We start from the raw sequence: 17,246 nt of genomic DNA, 5'->3' as shown, positions 1-17,246 counted from the left end.
GGTCCACCCATGTACATCTCGTTTTCGCCCATTCGTTCGGATGCCACCCTCACCCTGTCCCAGGAGGGGGATGTCCTGACCGTCAACGGCGTTGATCTCGACTTTGGTCCCTTGCCCGAGGGCGCCGTTCTGCCGCGCGAAGCGGTGCCCTGCGACTGGCTGGCCTCGGAGGTACGCCGTATCGATGGTGTGATCCATCTGACACTGATCCTGCCGCATGGCCCGATCCCGTGGCCCGCACCGCCTGAATCGCGGGTGGTCACCCATCCCGAACCTATCCTTGTCACGACAGACGGGCCGATCCTTCTGCCAAGCTATAGTCCTGAGGAGATCAGCCAATGATCGACTGGAGCAAGACGATCACCGCCGAAGCCCGCGCGGCTGCTGAACTGGAGGGGGCAAAGGTCGCAGCCCGCGCCGGACTGACGGCTGCCATTGCACAGGCGCGTGCAAGGATGATCACCGATCTGCCTGGGCAGAGCATGATCTACCTCGCCAAGGAAGCAGAGGCCCGCGCCTGGATAGCAGATCCCGCGCCGGGTATTGCCGACTATCCGCTGCTCTCGGCCGAGCTGGGCATCACCGCCCCCGACGCCGCCAGCCTCGCGCAGATCTGGCTCAACCTCGCCACCCTGTGGCGCAGCGCCGCTGCTGATCTGGAGGCCCTCCGGCTCACCGCCAACGCCGCAATCGACGCCGCGACGGCGGTTGAGGAGGTCGAGGCGGCGATTGCCGAAATGCATGAAAGGCTCATCGGGGCCTGATCCGCACCCCGTCATGATCCCCAATATCCCACCCCGCCTCGCGCGGGCTTTTTCATGCGCAGGAGGCGCCGTGCAAGATCCATCCCCGTTTCGCAGCCTTGATTTCTGGATCGCGGTCATCGTCGCGCTCATCGTCAAGATCAGGACAACCAGACAGCTCAGTCCGGCCAAGGTCATGGTGACGATGATTGTCGGCATCGGCGCGGCCGGGGTCAGTGCTGACTATGCTGCGCAGGTGTTCGGCGTGCCGCTGCCCATCGCTGCCGCCATTGTGACCCTGACGGCAGAGGGCGCGATGCGCTGGCTGCTGATCGGGATCAACGACCCCAGGCAGATCATCGAGCTTTGGCGCCTCTGGCGCAAACCCTGAGGATGCGCAGGTCATCGGTGGCCCGTTCATTCCAGATTTTCGCCGCCAGATCGTCCAGCGCTTCCTGCGTGAGGCCCGTGCGCGCGATGTAGGCAGAGAGTTCGGCACGCAAGTTTCGGCTGCGTTCCATGGGAGACAATCCCTCCTGATCAATCACTAACAACTGACGCGTGTATAGGGGGCATCCCTCAATCAACGCAACCCGGAAACCACTCGCCCGCCTCGCGCGGGCTTTTTCATGGAGCATGATGATGCAGACCATATCGCCACGCGGCATTGCCACGCTGGTGGCGCACGAGGGTATCGTGCCCGGCCCATATCTTGACAGTGTGGGTGTTTGGACCTGGGGCATTGGCCACACGGCCGCAGCCGGGGCGCCTGATCCGGCGAAGATGCCGCGTGGTATGCCGGCAGATCTGGACGTGGCGCTGCTCGAGGTGTTCGACCAGTTCGCCCGTGACCTGCCGGTCTATGAGGCGGATGTGCGGGCCGCCTTCACGGTGCCGCTGGCTCAGCATGAGTTCGATGCGGCGGTGTCGTTCCACTACAACACGGGCGCCATCGCGAGGGCCGAGTGGGTAAGCCAGTTCAACCACGGCAAGCGTGACGCCGCGATCACGGCGATCCTCAACTGGCGCAGCCCTGCCGAGATCATTCCCCGCCGCATGGCTGAGCAGCGGCTGTTCCGCGATGGCACCTATCCCGACAAGTCCGCGCCGGTCTGGGGCGTGACAGAGGCGGGTAGGGTGGTCTGGCAGGTCCAGCGCGCGCTGTCAGTCGAGGATGTGCTGGCGATGCTGCCCCATCGCGCGCCGAAGGGGCCACTCGGGCCGGGCAGCAAGGGCGAGCGTGTCCGTGACCTGCAAACCGTCCTGCAATCCATCGGCCTCTATCGCGCGCGACTCGATGGTGATTTCGGCCCGCTCACTGCCGCCGCCGTGCAGGCCGCGCGCGACGCCCACGACAAGATCCAATTCATCATCAAAGGAGCCTGATCATGCAGACCGAAATCGCCCGCCTCGCTCGCCACATCCTGCCGCCCGCGCTGGCCTATGCCGTCGCTAAGGGCTGGGTGCCGGCCGAACTTCAGCAGCCCATTATCGAGGCCGCGCTTGCCGTCGGAGCCGTGCTGGCCGCGCTTTGGGCCAGCCGCCAGCGCGACAAGGCTCGCTGAGGCAGCCGCACAATGAGATGCCCCGCCAATCTGGGGGGATGGCGGGGCGTTGCGCGCTCGTTGAACTGCGCGGGCAGTTGTGGGGTTAGGACACTGCAATTTCGAGAGTAGTGGTCCTGCCTGGCGGGACAAGTCGCGTGTGATGAACGGTGCGCGGTACAGCGGATTGTCGCTGCTTGCCGGATCATCCCACGCTCCGATTTGACCGCAGCATGTAGGTCAGGTACGGGTCTCTGTGACCCGCTCTTAAAGGCGTGGCCAATGCATATGGTGCCTCTGCCCAAAAACTTGGGCGGGAGGCATCCAGATCATTCAGATGGCGCGTGCAGCGACAAATCCGGCTGAAAGAGCCGCGACAAGGAAAGCATTGCGCGCCTCCTCGACGGGTTGCATGCAATCCATTGCGGCTTCAACCTGTCTCAGCGCCGTGTTTCGGGCATTGTCCGAAACCGGCCATTTGCGGCGCAGCCAGTAACGGGCTTTCTCGATTGTGCCGAAGCGTTCCGCCTCGCCATCATGCGGGGTAATCAGGACCACGGGCTGGCCCCATTGAATTTCCATCATTCGTAGTGTCTTTCAATTTCAGTAGATCCGGGCTGCCACTTCACAGGGCTGCCCTGCGCGAGACCTGTAAGATCGGCGCCGGGATCTGTTCGATGCGGTGAGTCTCACCGCAGGTGGGTTCGTGCCCGGCAGCAGTGGCAGGGCACAAAAGGTCTTTCAGTCGTGGCGGATCAGCTTTCCTTGCCGTCAGCCTCCGGGGTGTCGGGCGTGGTCTCTGGCGTGGCATCCTTGGGAAAAGGGTACTTACGGAAGCCAAAGCCTTTTGCGCTCGGCCGCTTCGTTGCTGGCGTGCTCAGGAATTCTTTGAGGTCCAGCTGTTTCTTAGGGGATGAGTATCCCATTATTTCTCTCCTCGAAATATGTCATGCATCTGGCCTGTCGCCAGCAGAACGTGGAACAGGTCGTCTGGGCAAGCATCCTTCGGGAGGGGTAAGCGCCGCAAAGGAACCGCATCACTTGATGCGCTCGCCTGATAAACAAATGCCTTTAGGTGCGGCGCGACCCATGCTGCCCCTTCTTGGGGTACGCAGTGGTCAGCCTATCGTGTGCTGCCGGAATCGCGCTCTTGCCGCGCAGCCCGGAGGCGCGCGGTTTTCTCCGCGCGCGCCTTGGCCTCTTCTTCCAGCGTGTCCATGGCGTTGACGGTCGCTTTCTCCTTCAGAGACATCGGACCTGATACAACAGCTTTGGTGCCAGGAAAGGTGGGCTTCAGAAGCTTGCCACCATTTCCCGTTTGCTCGGGGACGCCGGGGATGAGGTCTTCCAGCGAAGTTTTCAAGCAAGTGCCAGATTGCAGGCCGACTGGCGGCCATCGCGCCCGGATTCGACGTCGAAGGTGACCTTCTGGCCGTCCGTCAACTGGCCGATGCCTGCGCGCTCGACGGTCGAGATGTGCAGGAACACATCCTTGCTGCCCTGCTCAGGCTCGATGAAGCCGAAACCTTTGGTGGTGTTGAACCATTTCACGGTGCCGTTGGCCATATCCGTGTTCTCCTATAAATGCTGCCCGCAGGATCGCGGCAGTCCGGCAAAAGTCGATCCAGGTCGATCAACCGGAACCGGGTCAGCGGCGACAGCATTTCGAAGAGAAGAAACATAAGCTCATCACAGATGGGTGTCGTACCGTCAGATTGCAAGGATTCTTTTACAGAGTTTCGCCCTCGGCCCGACATTAGGTATAATTGTCGCCAGATCGCCTATGTTCGGGTCTGATTTGTTCGACAGAGGTCGTTACCAGCTTTGTGACCGGGACATGGACGGGCAACGATGGCCTGAAAGAGGTGGACGTGCGTGGGAGCTGGAGCCCTGGTTTCGCGTAGTGCGGGCGCGGCGGAGGACGCGGAGCGCAGTGCTGATCGAGAAGCATGGCCTGCCGCTATCGCAACCAAGCCCGGCGAAGAGGCGCCGGTGGGGGCGCGCGCCTTGTCAAAATACGCAATGATTCCACTGTGCAAGGCTTGGTATCGTGAACGGAGAGATGTTCGTGCGTAACATGCCGGTTTCATATCTCGTTGTTATCAAATGGTAAAATCAAATTCGGCGCACAGAGTTCCCGCTGTTGATGATGTGCTGAATCAAATTTGCCACTTCTTGATGCAGAACCGGGTCAGCGTTTGTTCCCGAGGCGTTTTCATGCGCAGCAGCGGCGTCTTGGAGGATGCCCAAGATCTCCTGTTCAGGTAGAATCCTGCGGTCGTTCAGGGCCAGCAAGAGTGACTCGCAGATCGCGAGAGCGGCATGCCCGGCAACGTCTGGTTTGGGGTATATCATTTTTCGACTTTCTGTGCAGTTTCTGCCATGCTGGAAGAACAGGCGGCCAGCCTCTGGAAATGTGGCAGGAAATAGCACGAGCGAGCTGACGCAGATCAGCATGTTGCCCTTCCTTTGTCTGAACAAGATTGGTTGAGAGCAGACGGCTGCTGCTGAGCTCGAAGGAATGTCCATGACCGAGCGACCTGCTATCCAACGTTACCAAGACAACCCGTTGGCCAGGAAGTTATCTGCCTTTGTTCGGCTCTCACCGAATGATGTTGAGGTCGTGGCGGGCATGTTCCGCAGAAGGCTTAACTTTGCCATGGGTGCCGAACTCATCCACCAGGGACAGGCGGGGCAGTCGGCCTTTGTACTGGCTTCAGGATGGGCCTGCTCCTACAAACTGCTGAGTGGAGGAACGCGGCAAATCGTTGATTTTCAGGTGCCGGGAGATTTTCTTGGCCTACGGTCTGTGCTGTTTCGTGCATCTGATCATAATGTTGAGGCGGTAACGCCTATTCAGGCATCAGAGGTGACACAGCGTGATCTATTGGCTGCATTTTCTGAAACACCACGTCTGGCTACTGCTATTTTATGGGCGGCATCTCGGGATGAAGCAATGGTCGTTGAGCACCTTGTTAACCTGGGGCGACGGTCTGCATCCGAACGGATGGCGCACTTCCTTTTGGAGCTGGGTGCGCGGCTGAGATTGGTTGGCATGGGAAACAGCACAGGGTTTGCCTGTCCGCTTTCGCAGTATCTCTTGGCCGATGCTCTGGGATTGAGCGCGGTTCATGTAAACCGCGTCCTGCGGGAATTGCGCGAGGACGGATTGGTTACATTCCGTCGGGGCCGCGTAGAGTTCAACAATTATGACGCATTGGTCGATTTCGCCAGTTTTGACCGGGCGTATCTTGATCACGATGGGCCATTAATAAATTGAAGTGTTTTTGGAAACAAGAAGGTAAAATTTTTAATGACAGAAGCTGGTGCCAATTCAACGCAGGGCCCCGTCCTTGAGGATTGGATAGTTTGCTTTTGATCGGCCTATACTCGATCCTGTTCTGGATTGAGGTGGGTCCTGATGTGATCTAGAGGTTGCCAGCCTCGTCGGGTGGATAGTCAGCGAAGGCTTGATACTATCCACCTGGAGTGACGCACAATGATTTGGTTTTCTGCGATCAATTCGCCTCTTCCGCCTCGTGCAAGAGAAAGGCGATATCTCTTAAAGCTCGTCGAGCCAGAGTTTGATTGCGGCTGTTTTGCCCGTCGAGGGTCAGCAGGTATTGTTCCACCACATAACGCAAGCGACCTGCCGCATCTGGCCACCTCCGCGCAGGCCCTTGTAGCAGGAGGGTGTCTGCAGCCTTCAAGCGTAGGCGAGGATCGAATGAGGCGGTTCCGCGCATTGATCTCCGAAGGAAAACGAGGAACAAGTCGGCAGAAGTTCTGCTGTCGTCGAGATCAGTTACGGTCCCAGCGCTGCAGGAATGCACCTCAATATCGATATCTGAGGGAGCCAGCGTAATTGTCCCGGTAGCAGGAGGCTCATCAAGATTGTCGGTCATGGTGCTGTGATCGCCAGTGCCTTAAGACAGGCTCGTGCAAGAATGATATCAGGATTGTCTTTTCCCGGCGGCGTGGCCCAGCCCGTTTTCATCAGGGCGGCGGGCTGTCCAATCGACGACTCGGCGCGCAGGGCTTCGAGTTTGGAGGTTCCCGCCGGGTCAGCGCGGGATCTCTCGACGCAAACGGGGACCAGTGCTGCCGTCACGTCGACGGATGACTGGTTCGCTGCCAGTTGCTCTGCGCCTCCAGAGGTCTTCCAGCCGCCCCAGTTGAATCCAATCAAAGCCAGCGCGGCTGCACCGACGAGCGCTCCGTACAGGCCGGGCTTCAGCCATTTAGGTGTGTTCATTTTGTTTCCTTCGATGAAATGGATACCGTGGCGTCGGAGATTTCGTGACTGGCCGTGTCCCTTGCCAAGGCGGCCTCCAAGTCGTTTTCTGTGGTAGGGAGCAGCTCTGTCACGCCTGCTCGAGCTTCGACGCGTAAGAAGGTTGAAACTCGACGGTGAGCTTGAAAGCTCAGCCCATACAGCAATTCGTACTCCGTCAGTACATCGTAGGAGCCTGCTGGAAACGTTTCGGAGTAACCGGCAAGGTTGAATGGATGTACAAACGTGAGATGCAAGATGGATGATTGGATCGGCATGCCCCCCCCTTTGATCGCGCGTAAGCAGATTTTCTGCCTGCGATGCGGCTTGCCATCCTAACCCGGCCTAAAGCAGCCGTAGCTATCACAGGTTAGGGTTGAGGCGGGTATCTTAATCGCAGGTTCCGGATAATGCATTGAACGCAGTGATAAGTTGCTTTTTCTTCACTTAGGAATGTGACGCAGGCCAGCGAGGAACGACTTGCTATCAGGGTTTGCCGCTCTGATTTTTCCTGCACCATGCGTAATAGAAAAAAGAAATGAGCGTTCGTATGCGCTTACGCTGAGCCGCCAAGAAAGAGTTAGGAGAATGGCGACTTCGGGCCTATGTATTGCTTGTCGCGGGAAAATCCCGAGCGACAATATGGAGGACCCGATCATGGGTACCGACAAAAAGCACACTGGCTACGGCCAGGCACAAGACCCCCACCAGAAGCAGCAGGGCGAACCTTCGGAAACCGACCCGAAGCGCCGCGAAGCTGGCGACCCTCCGGCAACGGAACAGACTCGCGCAGAAAAGCCCCAACAGGCTTGATCATGCTGTTGCGCGACGGGCTGGCATCTGCAGGCGCTTACATTGCAAAGTTTCTGCCGCCAGCCTGAACGGAGCTCGGCGAAAGTTTGGGCAAAGAGGTATAGCTTCTTCAGCTCTCTGGAACCATTCGCATGAATTAACCGAGCTGCGGGGCGGCGGGAGTTTCTGCCCGCCGCCCCGTGATTTGTTCTCAATTAACCCTTTGGAGGTTGCCATGCTCTATAATGACACCGCGCAGCCGATATTCTTTGGTTACAAGCCTGAGAACAGGCCGATGATCAAGGATCAAATCGAACGGGCGGAAAATGAAGGGATGCCGGTTCTTCAGGACACAATGCCTGCAAGTTCACAAGAAAGAGCTTCGGAAGTGACAACTCTTGAGCGGCGCGTCCTGGCACATGAACGCATACTGCAATCGCTGATTGCGCATCTGACTGAACTCGACCCTCAGTATATGGAAAGGTTGAAAAAGACCTTTGTGACGCCTCTGTCGATGAAGCGTTATGAGCAAAACTATGTCGAAACAGAAGACTATGCGGCTGAATTCATCCGTGCGATCGAGATTCTCGGTCAAAGCGTTCCGAACTTTGCGAAAGTTATCCTCACCGAGGTGATCCCAACTGAAGATAAATCAGCAGTAGGTGCGCCGGTTCTGGGCTTCTTCACTCCGACGCTTTTCATGATCCGCCAGCGCGAGGATTCTTGGGATCTGCTGGTGGACGGGCGACTGATCCGCAGTTTCAAGCTCGAAACTGAAGCTTTCGACGCAGCTGTACGCATGGCGCGGCGTATCGCATCACGCGGGCCTTTGGAAGTCCGTGGAGGGCAAGCCCCGGATAGTTGGTCGTGAGCAGATATTGGCGCTCGGGAGGGCGCACGATCAGGCTGTTGCTTGCAAACGCACGCGCTGAAAGGCGGTTGGCAAAAGCCAAGACGGCCCGCGTGCGAGCGTCATGAGGCGCATGAACGACTTCCTCTACATTGGCGAAGCTGCGGTTTGCACATGCCGCATAACCCATTGAATCTAAAAGGGCAGAAAATCTAGCGGTTTGCAGAAAACCGCGTTTCATGTCATGGTTTCTGTATGGTTTTGGGTACCGTAGGTCGGAAGTTCGAATCTTCTCGCCCCGACCATCTTGATCCTCTCTCAGCCTTTTTGCCCGTCTCTGTTTCAGGCGCGGGAGGCGTTGCCCGGAGCGGCAACGCGCCTCGTTTACGCCGGTCACTTGACGCGCGGCGCGGGATCGGGAAGCGTGAGCGGATGTTTCCGATCCGTGACCATAACCCTTCGGGGCGTACCCCGTACATCACCTGGGCGCTGATCGCGGCCAATGTGGCAATTTTCGTCAGCTACTGGCTGGTGCTGCCCGATGGCGCGGCGCTGGACGGGTTTTTCTACCGCTACGGGCTGGTGCCAGCCGATCTGATACACGGGGGCCATTACGGCGGGCTGCTGACCGCGATGTTCCTGCACGGCGGCTGGGCCCATCTGCTGGGGAACATGCTGTTTCTTTGGATCTTCGGCGACAATCTGGAAGACCAGTTCGGCCATGCGGGTTTTCTGGGCTTCTATCTGGCCTGCGGCCTCGCTGCGGCTTTCGCGCAGGTGGCGGCTGAACCGTCTTCGCCCGTTCCCATGGTTGGCGCCTCGGGGGCGATTGCGGGCGTGATGGGGGGCTATCTGTTGCTGTTTCCGCGCGCGCGGGTCGATGTGCTGGTGATCTTCGTGATCTTCTTCCGCATCTTCGCCATTCCGGCCTGGGCGGTGCTGGGGATCTGGTTCGCGCTGCAACTGGTATCGGGCATCAGCACACCAACCGATATGGGCGGCGTTGCGTATTGGGCGCATGCGGGCGGTTTCGTGGCAGGCTTCGTGCTGACGCTTCTGGTGTGGCTGCGGCGCGGTGGCCCCGGCTTCTGGCGGCGGACCGAGGGACACCCGGCCCATCCGCCCGCCACTTACCGGCTGTCGCGCAGCCGGGTGCCGGTGGTCCCCCGGCGCGGCCGCTGATCACTCGCCGCGGATGATCTTGCGGAAGGGCTCGAACAGGGCTTCGTTGGCGCAGATGACAGAGCCGCTTTCGAGGATGTCCTGCCCCTCGCGGATGCCCGACATCAGGCCACCGGCCTCTTTCACCAGCAGAATACCGGCCGCAATGTCCCAGATCTTGTTGCCACGTTCCCAGAAGCCGTCGTAACGCCCTGCCGCAACCCAGGCGAGGTCGAGCGAGGCGGAGCCGAGCCGCCGCACCCCGGCGGTGGCGGGCATCAGGCGGGCGAGATCCTGGAACACGGCGGGCAGGCCGAGCTTTGCACCGAAAGGCACGCCGGTGGAAAACAGCGCCTCATGCATATGGCGACGGCCCGAGACGCGCAGACGCTTGTCGTTCATCCACGACCCGGCGCCTTTTTCGGCCCAGTAAAGCTCATCCTTCGCGGCGTCGAACACGACGGCCGAGGTGATCTCGCCCTTGTGTTCCAGCGCGATGGAAACCGCCCAGTGCGGGATGCCGTGCAGGAAGTTGGTGGTGCCGTCCAGCGGATCGACGATCCAGCGGCGGGTCGGGTCTTGCCCGGCTTCCTCGCCGGTTTCCTCGCCCAGCCAGCCATAGGTCGGGCGGGCACCCATCAGCTCTTCCTTGATGATGCGTTCCGCCTCGCGGTCGGCCTTCGACACGAAGTCGCCCGGACCCTTGGCCGAGACCTGAAGGTTTTCCACCTCGCGGAAGTCTTTCACAAGGCTGCGGCCGGCCTTGCGGGCCGCCTTGATCATCACGTTCAGGTTGGCGCTGCCTTGCATCGGCTTTCCTCGGTTCGTTCGGTCATGTCGGATGTTCAAGCCGGGGCTTCTAGACCGGAATGCACGCTTTGTGAAGGGGGCGGGGCATTGTCTTGCATCCGGCACCACCGGGGACAGATGTTATCAACCTGTCACGAAACCGTCATGTGGACATGGTTTGTCTCGGCGCGAAACGACCGTGCGCAGGACAGGGGGCGGTGATGAACGGCGAAGAGGATCTTCCGGGGCGTGACTGGCTGGCGGCAGAGCTGGCTGATACGCTGGACGAGGAATACGAGCTGGAGCTGGAAGATGTGGCAATTTCCGAGGAAATCGCCCGTATCTACAAGGAAAAGCACCCGAATGCGCTGGACCGTGTCACCTACATGCATGCGCTGATCCGGCTGCAGTCGGAACTGATCAAGTTGCAGGACTGGGTGGTGCATTCCGGTGAAAAGGTCGTGGTGCTGTTCGAGGGGCGCGACTCGGCCGGGAAGGGGGGCGTCATCAAGCGCATCACCCAGCGGCTGAACCCGCGCGTGGTGCGCACCGTGGCGCTGCCCGCGCCCACCGAACGCGAGCGCAGCCAGTGGTATTTCCAGCGCTATGTGCCGCATCTGCCGGCGGCCGGGGAAATCGTGCTGTTCGACCGCAGCTGGTATAACCGCGCCGGGGTTGAGCGGGTGATGGGGTTCGCCACCGAGGATCAGGTAGAAGAGTTCTTCCGTGACGTGCCGGAGTTTGAACGGATGCTGGTGCGTTCGGGTATCCGGCTGGTGAAATACTGGTTCTCGATCACTGACGAAGAACAGCAGTTCCGCTTTCTCATGCGCATCCACGATCCGATGAAACAATGGAAGCTCAGCCCGATGGACCTGCAATCGCGGGTGCGGTGGGAGCGTTATACCAAGGCCAAGGAACAGATGTTCGCCCGCACCAATATCGCCGAGGCGCCATGGTATATCGTGGAGGGCAATGACAAGAAGCGCGCGCGGCTGAACTGTATCGACCATTTCCTGAGCATGGTGCCCTATGGCCCTGTCCCGCACGAGGAAATCCATTTGCCGGATCGCGTGTTCAATCCGTCCTACGAACGGGCGGTGCTGCCGCCCGAGTTGTATGTGCCGTCGAAATACTGACTGCTTACAGCAGGATGTCGCTGGCGCCGAGCGTGTCGACATTCAGCAGGCCGATACGGAAATCGGCGAGACCGTCGCCGTTGGTGTCGCCTTCAAGGATCTGACCGGCAAAGCGCAGCTCGCCCGCCGTGCCGCTGAAGCCCTGCGCGCCGATGAAGTCGAACGCGTCATTGGCGCGGGTGGTGGCATCGGCGTCGATGCCGCGCAGGTCGATCCGGTCACGCTGTGCGGTGCTGAAATCCGTCACGAGGTCGATGGCATCCGAGGCCATCGCCGCCTCGGCGGCGCTGCGCCAGACAAAAGTATCGGCACCGCCGCGTCCGGTCAGCTGGTCAAAGCCCAGTCCGCCGGTCAGCACGTTACGGCCATTGGTGCCGAACAGCGCATCATCCGCGCCCGAGCCGATGGCGTTCTCGATGCCGCGCAGGGTTTCAAAACGGTTGGCGCCGGTCTGGGTACGGCCTGCACCCAGATCGACAGTCACACCGCTGCCGCCCTGGGTGAAATCATCCGCGCGCGGCTCATAGCTGATGGTGTCACGACCCTTGCCGCCGACGAAAGTGTTCTGCCAGCCGACGGAGTGGAAAATGTCGTTGCCGGTGCCACCCAGATAGGTGCTCTGGAAGGTCGAGACGGCGAATGTGTCCCTGCCCGCGCCGCCCGAAACACGGTCGCCGCGGTCGGTGGCGAAGCTGCCGAAGCCGGTGCTGACATAAATATCGTTCCCCGCGCCGAGCGAGATCACATTGCCCTGTTCGATCCGGCTGATCACAGAATCGTCGCCTGCGCCGGCGAGCACGCGGTTCAGCCCGCCCAGATCATCGTCTCGGTCCAGAAGCACGCTGTCCTTGCCGCCGCCCATCACCAGCGTCAGCCGGGTGTTTTCGGGGGCAAAGCCCTGACGGAAGCTGTCGTCGCCATTGGTGAAACGGATCGTGCGGGCCATGGGGGATCTCCTTCTCTGATACGCTCACCCTGCCATGGCACGCCGGGCGCGGCTGTTCCCGAAGGAACAGGGTTCAGCCGCGTTGCAGCTTCACCGCCTCGGTGCGCCCCAGACGCAGGAAATGCGCCATGTAGGGCTGTGTCGCATCCTCGGTGCGCGTGGCAGCGTACAGCCGTTTCGACGGGTTCCCCGCCAGCGGGCGCAGCGCATAATCGGGATTGTCACGCACCCCGCGCAGCACCCAGTCGGGCAGCACGGAAACCCCGCGATTCGAGCCGACCAGCATCAGGATCACCGCCGTCAGTTCGGCCTGCCGGTGCCCGCGCGGCTCTACCTTGGCGGGGGTCAGCAATTCGGTGAACACATCCAGCTTGTCGCGGCTGACGGGGTAGGTGATCAGCATCTGATCGCGCAGATCCTCGGCACTGATCGCGGCCTTGCCCGCCAGCGGATTGGCGGAGGATGCAACCAGCGTGGGGTGATAGTCGAACAGCGGGTTGAACACCACGCCCGGCAGGTCGGTCGGGTTCGAGGTGATGACCAGATCGACTTCCTCGCGGTCGAGCGCGGGGAAGGCATCGAAGGCCAGGCCCGCGCGGATGTCCACATCCACATCGGGCCAGGCGTGGCGGAATTTCTCCAGCACCGGGAACAGCCAGTCGAAACAGGCGTGACATTCCAGCGTGATATGCAGCCGCCCGGTCTTGCCCGCGCGCAGGGCACGAAACTCGTCCTCCAGCGCCTCAACCTCGGGCAGCACCTTGTCGGCCAGCCGCAGCATGCGCTGCCCGGCGGCGGAAAGCTTCAGAGGTTTTGAACGGCGCACGAACAGTTCGACCCCCGCCTGCTCCTCCAGCCCCTTCACCTGATGGCTCAGGGCCGATTGAGTCATGTTCAGCATGTCGGCGGCGCGGGCCAGCCCGCCGCAATCATGGATGGCGCGGATGGTGCGCAGGTGGCGCAGCTCGAAATACATGAAGCGGCCTCATGTTGATCTTGAGAATTATGAATTTGTCTCACAGGCCGCTTTCCGGCACAAGGGACACACCGCAAACACGGAGCAGATCATGACGACCCCGCGCATCTCGTTCGAGTTCTTCCCGCCCCAGACGCTGGATGCGTCGTTCAAACTGTGGGAAACCGTGCAGATGCTGGCGCCGCTGCGTCCGACATTTGCCTCGGTCACCTACGGCGCGGGCGGCACCACCCGCAAGCTGACGCATGAGGCGGTCACCACCATCGGGCGCAACTATGGCCTGAACGTCGCGGCGCATCTGACCTGTGTGGAGGCGACCAAGGCCGAGACGCTGGAAATCGCGGCGGCCTATGCTGACGCCGGTGTGCGTGAAATCGTGGCGCTGCGCGGCGATGCGCCGAAGGGCGCGACCCGCTTCACCCCGCATCCTGAAGGCTTTGCCAACAGCGTGGAACTGATCGAGGCGCTGGCCGCCACCGGCAAATTCACCCTGCGCGTCGGCGCCTACCCCGAACCGCACCCCGATGCCGCCGATACGCTGGCCGATGTGCGCTGGCTGAAACGCAAGCTGGATGCCGGTGCAACCTCGGCCATCACCCAGTTCTTCTTCGAGGCCGAAACCTTCCTGCGCTTCCGCGATCTTTGCGCAAAGGAGGGCATCACCGCCCCGATCATCCCCGGCATCCTGCCGATCGAGAATTTCGCGGGCGTCAAGAAATTCGCGTCGCGCTGCGGGGCACAGGTGCCGCAGTGGCTCGATGATGCCTATGCCACCGCAAAACGCGATGGCCGCGAGGAGTTGCTGTCGGTCGCGCTGTGCACCGAACTGTGCGACGAACTGATTTCGGAAGGGGTGGAAGACCTGCACTTCTACACCCTGAACCGTCCGCATCTCACGCGTGATGTCTGTCACGCGCTGGGGATCTCTCCCGAGGTGGCGCTGGAAAAGGTGGCCTGACAGGCCCTTTCCGGCAAACCTGCGCCCGGTCCCTTGCGGCCCGGGCGTTTTTTTATGCAGGCACCCGGCGCGGGGCGGCGCGCGGGATCAGGCGCAAACCCAGCAGGGCGATGATGGCGCCCATATAGATCAGCGGCTCGGCGGGCCAGGCCTTGACCAGCATGATGAAATGCAGCCCCGCCAACATGGCGGCGGGGTAGGTCAGCCAGTGCAGACGCTGCCAGGCGGCGGCGCCCATCCGGCGGATCGCGGCATTGTTCGAGGTGACGGCCAGTGGCAGCAGCATCAGGAAAGCCGCAAAGCCGACGATGATATAGGGCCGCTTCACCAGATCTGCGCCGATTTCCGACCAGCGGAATTGCAGGTCCAGCGTGATCCAGACCAGCAGATGCAGTGCCGCGTACACGAAGGCCAGCACGCCAATCTGGCGCCGGAATCGGATGAGGTTCAGCCCGGCAAATCGGCGCAGCGGTGTGATGCACAGCCCTGCCACGATCAGTTGCAGCGCAACCTCGCCGACGCGGTGCTCGATGGTCTTGACCGGATCGACGCCCAGATTTCCGGTGAAGACATCAACGACCAGCAGCAACGCGGGCAGCGCCCCCAGGGTGTAGACCATCCAGGGGCGCACCGGCCGCAAGGCGCGGTGGATCGTATCGCGCAGCATCAGTAATCCCTCGCCAGATCCTGCCCCTTGTAAAGATCGGCCACCAGATCCCCGTAACCATTGAACTTTTGCGTATCGACCCTAGACGCGAACAGGCCCGCACCGATGCGGCGCTCGGACGCCTGCGACCAGCGCGGGTGATCCACCTCCGGGTTCACATTGGCATAAAAGCCGTATTCCTTGGGCTGAAGCGCGTTCCAGGTTGTATAGGGCATGCGGTCGGTCAGTGTGATCTTCACCAGCGATTTCGCGGATTTGAAGCCGTATTTCCACGGCACCACCAGCCGGATCGGCGCGCCGTTCTGGTTCGGCATCGGCTCGCCATAGATCCCGGTCGCCAGCAGGGTCAGCGGGTGCATCGCCTCGTCCATACGCAGCCCCTCTCGGTAGGGCCAGTCCAGCAGACCGGCCTTGACCCCCGGCATTTCCTCGGGCCGGGCCAGCGAGGTGAACTGCACGAATTTCGCGCCGGGTTGCACGCCGACACGATCCAGCACATGCGAAAGCTGCACGCCGTTCCACGGGATGATCATCGACCACGCCTCGACACAGCGGAAGCGGTAGATGCGTTCCTCGACCGGCAGGCCCTTCAGCAGATCGCCAAGGTCGTAGCTGCCGGGGCGATCCACCAGCCCGTCAACCTCCACCGCCCAGGGGGAGGTGGTCAGCTTGCCCGCATGGGCGGCCGGGTCGGTCTTGTCGAAGCCGAATTCATAGAAATTGTTGTAGCCCGTGATGTCCTCAAGGCTGTTTGGCGCCTCGTCGGTGGAATAGGGGCCGGTCGCGGCCAGTGCGGGGCTGGCCGCCAGCGCCGCGCCCATGGTCATCATCAGCTGCCTGCGGTTCAGCCAGCCGGCCTTCGGGGTGACATCGGCCCAGCCGAGCCCGGAATTGTAGCGTTGCGCCATCGCGGTGCCTCCTGTCGCTTTTCCTATTCTACGGTCAGGAGGGCGTGAAAGTTACACCTTTCACGCGATCGTGTGCGGGGCGCGGGCCGAAAGATCCAGCCACAGCCGCGCCAGGGCGGCCTCGGCCGTTTCCAGCCCGCCGTTTTCCACCCCGGCGGACCAGAGCGCGGCTCCGGCGGCATAGGCCCCCGGTTCCAGCCCGCCGCGCAGGCACTGGCTGACCGCGCGGATACGGCAGCCGCGCGCTGTGGCACGGGCCAGTGCCGACACAATTGCGGGGTCGGACATCATGGTTCCGGCACCAAAGACCCGCAGCACAGCGGCATCCAATACCTCCAGCGCCGCCTCCAGCATCGCGGCGGGCAGGCCGGGCGACAGGCTGAGGATGGCAAGGCGCTTGTTTTCGTCAAACGGCGCCGGATGTGGCGCACGCGGCACGGGCGCGGACTGGGGCAGGGCGGTGAAGGCATCCGGCGCGTGGCTGTCGATCTTGGCAAGACCGCCTGCGGGCAGCAGCGCGCCGCCAAGCGCGAGAAACACCCCGGCGTCCGGTTCGGCCAGTGCGGCCACCGCAAGGTCCAGATTGGCCTCGGCATCGCCGCCCATGCCCAGCGGCACCATGGCGCCGCAGATCACCAGCCGCCGCCCCGACCCGGCCAGTGCCTGATCCAGCGCCGCGCCGGTAAAGGCCAGCGTATCGGTGCCATGGGTCAGCAGGACCGCCCGGCCCGGATGATCCGCCATCAGAGTCAGGATGCGGTTCCATTCCGCCGGGCCGACATCGGCGCTGTCGCGCAGGGGGGCAAAGACCTCGGCCACCAGATCGGTGCCCTTCGGCAGCCGTGCGGCCAGCGCCGCCTCGACCAGCCCCGGTGCGGGGTGCAGCCCGTCCGGCCCCGGCGCCATGCCGATGGTGCCGCCGGTATGGATCAGTAGCAGCTTCATCCGCCCTCCCGTTTTCCATCGCTTGCCATGCCTGCCTGCGCGGGGCAAGCCATCTGGCCAGTCGCGGCGGGCGTTGCTATCGTGGCGGCGATCCAGTGCAACGGGCAGACATGAAACCGATCCATATCCTCAACGGGCCGAACCTCAACCTGCTGGGCAAGCGACAGCCCGAGGTTTACGGCCATGAAACGCTGACTGATGTCGAGGCGCGCTGCGCCGCGCTGGCTGCCGATCTTGGGGTGGAACTGCATTTCGCGCAGTCGAACCACGAGGGCGCGATTGTCGAGATGATCCATACGGCGCGCGATGCCGCCTCGGCCATCGTCATCAACCCGGCCGCCTATACCCATACTTCGGTCGCCATTCTGGATGCGCTGAACGCCTTCGAGGGGCCGGTGATCGAGGTGCATATCTCGAATGTCCACAAGCGCGAGAGCTTTCGCCATCACTCCTATGTCTCGCTGCGGGCAGATGGGGTGATCGCGGGCTGCGGGACGGAAGGCTACCTTCTGGCGCTGCGCCGCGTGGTGTCGCTGCTGCGGGCGGGCTAGGCGG

26 protein-coding genes are annotated in these 17,246 nt (G+C 61.7%); 11 read left to right on the top strand and 15 right to left on the bottom strand.

Annotated features, from left to right (window positions below; all coding sequences use genetic code 11):
• The first annotated feature begins 9 nt into the window (after nt 1-9).
• From AO684_RS20255 to AO684_RS20245, 3 genes are all read left to right on the top strand, one after another.
• Nucleotides 10-342, top strand: a complete 333-nt coding sequence (locus AO684_RS20255) for a hypothetical protein (RefSeq protein WP_054304549.1) — start codon at nt 10-12, stop codon at nt 340-342.
• Complete coding sequence (locus tag AO684_RS20250; RefSeq protein ID WP_054304548.1) at nt 339-764, top strand: hypothetical protein; 426 nt, start codon at nt 339-341, stop codon at nt 762-764. Before AO684_RS20255 ends, AO684_RS20250 begins: the two co-directional genes overlap by 4 nt.
• Nucleotides 765-834: 70 nt before the next feature.
• The gene (locus AO684_RS20245) at nt 835-1,134 is read left to right on the top strand and encodes a hypothetical protein (RefSeq protein ID WP_054304547.1); all 300 of its coding nucleotides are present in this window, start codon (nt 835-837) and stop codon (nt 1,132-1,134) included.
• Here AO684_RS20245 and AO684_RS21920 read toward each other — a convergent pair.
• Nucleotides 1,100-1,264 (bottom strand): hypothetical protein, encoded by a 165-nt coding sequence (locus AO684_RS21920; RefSeq protein ID WP_161806033.1) that lies wholly within the window; start codon nt 1,262-1,264, stop codon nt 1,100-1,102. The genes AO684_RS20245 and AO684_RS21920 overlap by 35 nt on opposite strands.
• A gap of 121 nt (nt 1,265-1,385) precedes the next feature.
• Here AO684_RS21920 and AO684_RS20240 point away from each other — a divergent pair, with 121 nt between their 5' ends.
• Both AO684_RS20240 and AO684_RS21915 read left to right on the top strand, forming a co-directional pair.
• The gene (locus AO684_RS20240; protein ID WP_200907842.1) at nt 1,386-2,129 is read left to right on the top strand and encodes a lysozyme; all 744 of its coding nucleotides are present in this window, start codon (nt 1,386-1,388) and stop codon (nt 2,127-2,129) included.
• 2 nt (nt 2,130-2,131) lie between these two features.
• The gene (locus AO684_RS21915; RefSeq protein ID WP_161806032.1) at nt 2,132-2,308 is read left to right on the top strand and encodes a hypothetical protein; all 177 of its coding nucleotides are present in this window, start codon (nt 2,132-2,134) and stop codon (nt 2,306-2,308) included.
• A gap of 312 nt (nt 2,309-2,620) precedes the next feature.
• Here the strand turns inward: AO684_RS21915 and AO684_RS20235 are convergent, their stop codons facing one another.
• The 5 genes from AO684_RS20235 to AO684_RS20220 all read right to left on the bottom strand — a co-directional run bounded on the left by AO684_RS20235 (nt 2,621) and on the right by AO684_RS20220 (nt 4,642).
• Nucleotides 2,621-2,872 carry a DUF982 domain-containing protein gene (locus tag AO684_RS20235; protein ID WP_054304546.1) on the bottom strand — a complete coding sequence of 84 codons (252 nt, stop codon included), beginning with the start codon at nt 2,870-2,872 and terminating at the stop codon, nt 2,621-2,623.
• A gap of 170 nt (nt 2,873-3,042) precedes the next feature.
• Nucleotides 3,043-3,213, bottom strand: coding sequence for a hypothetical protein (locus AO684_RS21445; RefSeq protein WP_235451329.1), 171 nt, complete (start codon nt 3,211-3,213; stop codon nt 3,043-3,045).
• 197 nt (nt 3,214-3,410) lie between these two features.
• Entirely contained in the window at nt 3,411-3,650 is a 240-nt protein-coding gene (locus AO684_RS20230) for a hypothetical protein (protein WP_054304545.1), read from the bottom strand.
• The gene (locus AO684_RS20225; protein WP_054304544.1) at nt 3,647-3,853 is read right to left on the bottom strand and encodes a cold-shock protein; all 207 of its coding nucleotides are present in this window, start codon (nt 3,851-3,853) and stop codon (nt 3,647-3,649) included. The genes AO684_RS20230 and AO684_RS20225 overlap by 4 nt, the downstream gene beginning before the upstream one ends.
• A gap of 549 nt (nt 3,854-4,402) precedes the next feature.
• Nucleotides 4,403-4,642, bottom strand: a complete 240-nt coding sequence (locus AO684_RS20220) for a hypothetical protein (protein ID WP_054304631.1) — start codon at nt 4,640-4,642, stop codon at nt 4,403-4,405.
• Nucleotides 4,643-4,814: 172 nt separating this feature from the next.
• Here AO684_RS20220 and AO684_RS20215 point away from each other — a divergent pair, with 172 nt between their 5' ends.
• On the top strand, nt 4,815-5,567 hold the full coding sequence (locus tag AO684_RS20215) for a Crp/Fnr family transcriptional regulator (protein ID WP_054304543.1): 753 nt from the start codon (nt 4,815-4,817) through the stop codon (nt 5,565-5,567).
• A gap of 238 nt (nt 5,568-5,805) precedes the next feature.
• On the opposite strand, the gene AO684_RS21675 is transcribed toward AO684_RS20215, so the two are convergent.
• From AO684_RS21675 to AO684_RS21435, 3 genes are read right to left on the bottom strand one after another with little or no spacing between them, the layout of a single operon-like run.
• Nucleotides 5,806-6,192, bottom strand: coding sequence for a hypothetical protein (locus AO684_RS21675; protein WP_152968486.1), 387 nt, complete (start codon nt 6,190-6,192; stop codon nt 5,806-5,808).
• On the bottom strand, nt 6,189-6,542 hold the full coding sequence (locus tag AO684_RS21440; protein WP_082401165.1) for a hypothetical protein: 354 nt from the start codon (nt 6,540-6,542) through the stop codon (nt 6,189-6,191). The genes AO684_RS21675 and AO684_RS21440 overlap by 4 nt, the downstream gene beginning before the upstream one ends.
• The gene (locus tag AO684_RS21435; RefSeq protein ID WP_082401163.1) at nt 6,539-6,838 is read right to left on the bottom strand and encodes a hypothetical protein; all 300 of its coding nucleotides are present in this window, start codon (nt 6,836-6,838) and stop codon (nt 6,539-6,541) included. Before AO684_RS21435 ends, AO684_RS21440 begins: the two co-directional genes overlap by 4 nt.
• Before the next feature lie 749 nt (nt 6,839-7,587).
• On the opposite strand from AO684_RS21435, the gene AO684_RS20205 reads away from it, so the two are divergent.
• Both AO684_RS20205 and AO684_RS20200 read left to right on the top strand, forming a co-directional pair.
• Nucleotides 7,588-8,223 (top strand): hypothetical protein, encoded by a 636-nt coding sequence (locus tag AO684_RS20205; RefSeq protein ID WP_054304541.1) that lies wholly within the window; start codon nt 7,588-7,590, stop codon nt 8,221-8,223.
• 411 nt (nt 8,224-8,634) lie between these two features.
• Nucleotides 8,635-9,384, top strand: a complete 750-nt coding sequence (locus AO684_RS20200) for a rhomboid family intramembrane serine protease (RefSeq protein WP_054304540.1) — start codon at nt 8,635-8,637, stop codon at nt 9,382-9,384.
• Here the strand turns inward: AO684_RS20200 and AO684_RS20195 are convergent, their stop codons facing one another.
• On the bottom strand, nt 9,385-10,173 hold the full coding sequence (locus tag AO684_RS20195) for an inositol monophosphatase family protein (RefSeq protein WP_054304539.1): 789 nt from the start codon (nt 10,171-10,173) through the stop codon (nt 9,385-9,387).
• A 200-nt stretch (nt 10,174-10,373) separates the two neighbouring features.
• On the opposite strand from AO684_RS20195, the gene ppk2 reads away from it, so the two are divergent.
• On the top strand, nt 10,374-11,291 hold the full coding sequence (gene ppk2, locus AO684_RS20190) for a polyphosphate kinase 2 (protein WP_054304538.1): 918 nt from the start codon (nt 10,374-10,376) through the stop codon (nt 11,289-11,291).
• A gap of 4 nt (nt 11,292-11,295) precedes the next feature.
• Here the strand turns inward: ppk2 and AO684_RS20185 are convergent, their stop codons facing one another.
• Together AO684_RS20185 and AO684_RS20180 are read right to left on the bottom strand one after the other, a co-directional pair.
• Nucleotides 11,296-12,237, bottom strand: a complete 942-nt coding sequence (locus tag AO684_RS20185; RefSeq protein ID WP_054304537.1) for a calcium-binding protein — start codon at nt 12,235-12,237, stop codon at nt 11,296-11,298.
• A gap of 73 nt (nt 12,238-12,310) precedes the next feature.
• A complete protein-coding gene (locus AO684_RS20180; RefSeq protein WP_054304536.1) occupies nt 12,311-13,213 on the bottom strand; it encodes a LysR family transcriptional regulator in 903 nt (300 codons plus the stop codon).
• Between the two features lie 91 nt (nt 13,214-13,304).
• Here AO684_RS20180 and metF point away from each other — a divergent pair, with 91 nt between their 5' ends.
• A complete protein-coding gene (metF, locus tag AO684_RS20175; RefSeq protein WP_054304630.1) occupies nt 13,305-14,171 on the top strand; it encodes a methylenetetrahydrofolate reductase [NAD(P)H] in 867 nt (288 codons plus the stop codon).
• Between the two features lie 52 nt (nt 14,172-14,223).
• Here metF and msrQ read toward each other — a convergent pair whose 3' ends face one another.
• From msrQ to AO684_RS20160, 3 genes are read right to left on the bottom strand one after another with little or no spacing between them, the layout of a single operon-like run.
• A complete protein-coding gene (gene msrQ, locus AO684_RS20170; RefSeq protein ID WP_054304535.1) occupies nt 14,224-14,838 on the bottom strand; it encodes a protein-methionine-sulfoxide reductase heme-binding subunit MsrQ in 615 nt (204 codons plus the stop codon).
• Nucleotides 14,838-15,746, bottom strand: a complete 909-nt coding sequence (msrP, locus tag AO684_RS20165; protein WP_054304534.1) for a protein-methionine-sulfoxide reductase catalytic subunit MsrP — start codon at nt 15,744-15,746, stop codon at nt 14,838-14,840. Before msrP ends, msrQ begins: the two co-directional genes overlap by 1 nt.
• A 60-nt stretch (nt 15,747-15,806) precedes the next feature.
• Nucleotides 15,807-16,691: an asparaginase domain-containing protein gene (locus tag AO684_RS20160; protein WP_054304533.1), complete on the bottom strand. Its 885-nt coding sequence runs from the start codon at nt 16,689-16,691 to the stop codon at nt 15,807-15,809.
• 110 nt (nt 16,692-16,801) lie between these two features.
• On the opposite strand from AO684_RS20160, the gene aroQ reads away from it, so the two are divergent.
• On the top strand, nt 16,802-17,242 hold the full coding sequence (gene aroQ, locus AO684_RS20155) for a type II 3-dehydroquinate dehydratase (protein WP_054304532.1): 441 nt from the start codon (nt 16,802-16,804) through the stop codon (nt 17,240-17,242).
• The last annotated feature ends 4 nt before the right edge of the window (nt 17,243-17,246 follow it).

Source organism: Gemmobacter sp. LW-1, assembly GCF_001303875.1.
Classification (GTDB): domain Bacteria; phylum Pseudomonadota; class Alphaproteobacteria; order Rhodobacterales; family Rhodobacteraceae; genus Gemmobacter; species Gemmobacter caeni.
Note: the sequence above shows the minus strand (reverse complement) of the source record. Positions and strands in the feature narration are given on the sequence as shown.

Bases quoted from the DNA above. Each gene is read 5' to 3' on its own strand.
- AO684_RS20215 (WP_054304543.1), top strand. From the start codon at position 4,815: ATGACCGAGCGACCTGCTATCCAACGTTACCAAGACAACCCGTTGGCC.
- AO684_RS21435 (WP_082401163.1), bottom strand. From the start codon at position 6,838: ATGCCGATCCAATCATCCATCTTGCATCTCACGTTTGTACATCCATTC.
- AO684_RS20195 (WP_054304539.1), bottom strand. From the start codon at position 10,173: ATGCAAGGCAGCGCCAACCTGAACGTGATGATCAAGGCGGCCCGCAAG.
- AO684_RS20185 (WP_054304537.1), bottom strand. From the start codon at position 12,237: ATGGCCCGCACGATCCGTTTCACCAATGGCGACGACAGCTTCCGTCAG.
- AO684_RS21675 (WP_152968486.1), bottom strand. From the start codon at position 6,192: ATGACCGACAATCTTGATGAGCCTCCTGCTACCGGGACAATTACGCTG.
- AO684_RS20250 (WP_054304548.1), top strand. From the start codon at position 339: ATGATCGACTGGAGCAAGACGATCACCGCCGAAGCCCGCGCGGCTGCT.
- AO684_RS21915 (WP_161806032.1), top strand. From the start codon at position 2,132: ATGCAGACCGAAATCGCCCGCCTCGCTCGCCACATCCTGCCGCCCGCG.
- AO684_RS20240 (WP_200907842.1), top strand. From the start codon at position 1,386: ATGCAGACCATATCGCCACGCGGCATTGCCACGCTGGTGGCGCACGAG.
- AO684_RS20225 (WP_054304544.1), bottom strand. From the start codon at position 3,853: ATGGCCAACGGCACCGTGAAATGGTTCAACACCACCAAAGGTTTCGGC.
- msrQ (WP_054304535.1), bottom strand. From the start codon at position 14,838: ATGCTGCGCGATACGATCCACCGCGCCTTGCGGCCGGTGCGCCCCTGG.
- AO684_RS20180 (WP_054304536.1), bottom strand. From the start codon at position 13,213: ATGTATTTCGAGCTGCGCCACCTGCGCACCATCCGCGCCATCCATGAT.
- aroQ (WP_054304532.1), top strand. From the start codon at position 16,802: ATGAAACCGATCCATATCCTCAACGGGCCGAACCTCAACCTGCTGGGC.
- AO684_RS21440 (WP_082401165.1), bottom strand. From the start codon at position 6,542: ATGAACACACCTAAATGGCTGAAGCCCGGCCTGTACGGAGCGCTCGTC.
- AO684_RS20255 (WP_054304549.1), top strand. From the start codon at position 10: ATGTACATCTCGTTTTCGCCCATTCGTTCGGATGCCACCCTCACCCTG.
- ppk2 (WP_054304538.1), top strand. From the start codon at position 10,374: ATGAACGGCGAAGAGGATCTTCCGGGGCGTGACTGGCTGGCGGCAGAG.
- AO684_RS21445 (WP_235451329.1), bottom strand. From the start codon at position 3,213: ATGGGATACTCATCCCCTAAGAAACAGCTGGACCTCAAAGAATTCCTG.
- AO684_RS20220 (WP_054304631.1), bottom strand. From the start codon at position 4,642: ATGATATACCCCAAACCAGACGTTGCCGGGCATGCCGCTCTCGCGATC.
- metF (WP_054304630.1), top strand. From the start codon at position 13,305: ATGACGACCCCGCGCATCTCGTTCGAGTTCTTCCCGCCCCAGACGCTG.
- AO684_RS20235 (WP_054304546.1), bottom strand. From the start codon at position 2,872: ATGATGGAAATTCAATGGGGCCAGCCCGTGGTCCTGATTACCCCGCAT.
- AO684_RS21920 (WP_161806033.1), bottom strand. From the start codon at position 1,264: ATGGAACGCAGCCGAAACTTGCGTGCCGAACTCTCTGCCTACATCGCG.
- msrP (WP_054304534.1), bottom strand. From the start codon at position 15,746: ATGGCGCAACGCTACAATTCCGGGCTCGGCTGGGCCGATGTCACCCCG.
- AO684_RS20200 (WP_054304540.1), top strand. From the start codon at position 8,635: ATGTTTCCGATCCGTGACCATAACCCTTCGGGGCGTACCCCGTACATC.
- AO684_RS20160 (WP_054304533.1), bottom strand. From the start codon at position 16,691: ATGAAGCTGCTACTGATCCATACCGGCGGCACCATCGGCATGGCGCCG.
- AO684_RS20205 (WP_054304541.1), top strand. From the start codon at position 7,588: ATGCTCTATAATGACACCGCGCAGCCGATATTCTTTGGTTACAAGCCT.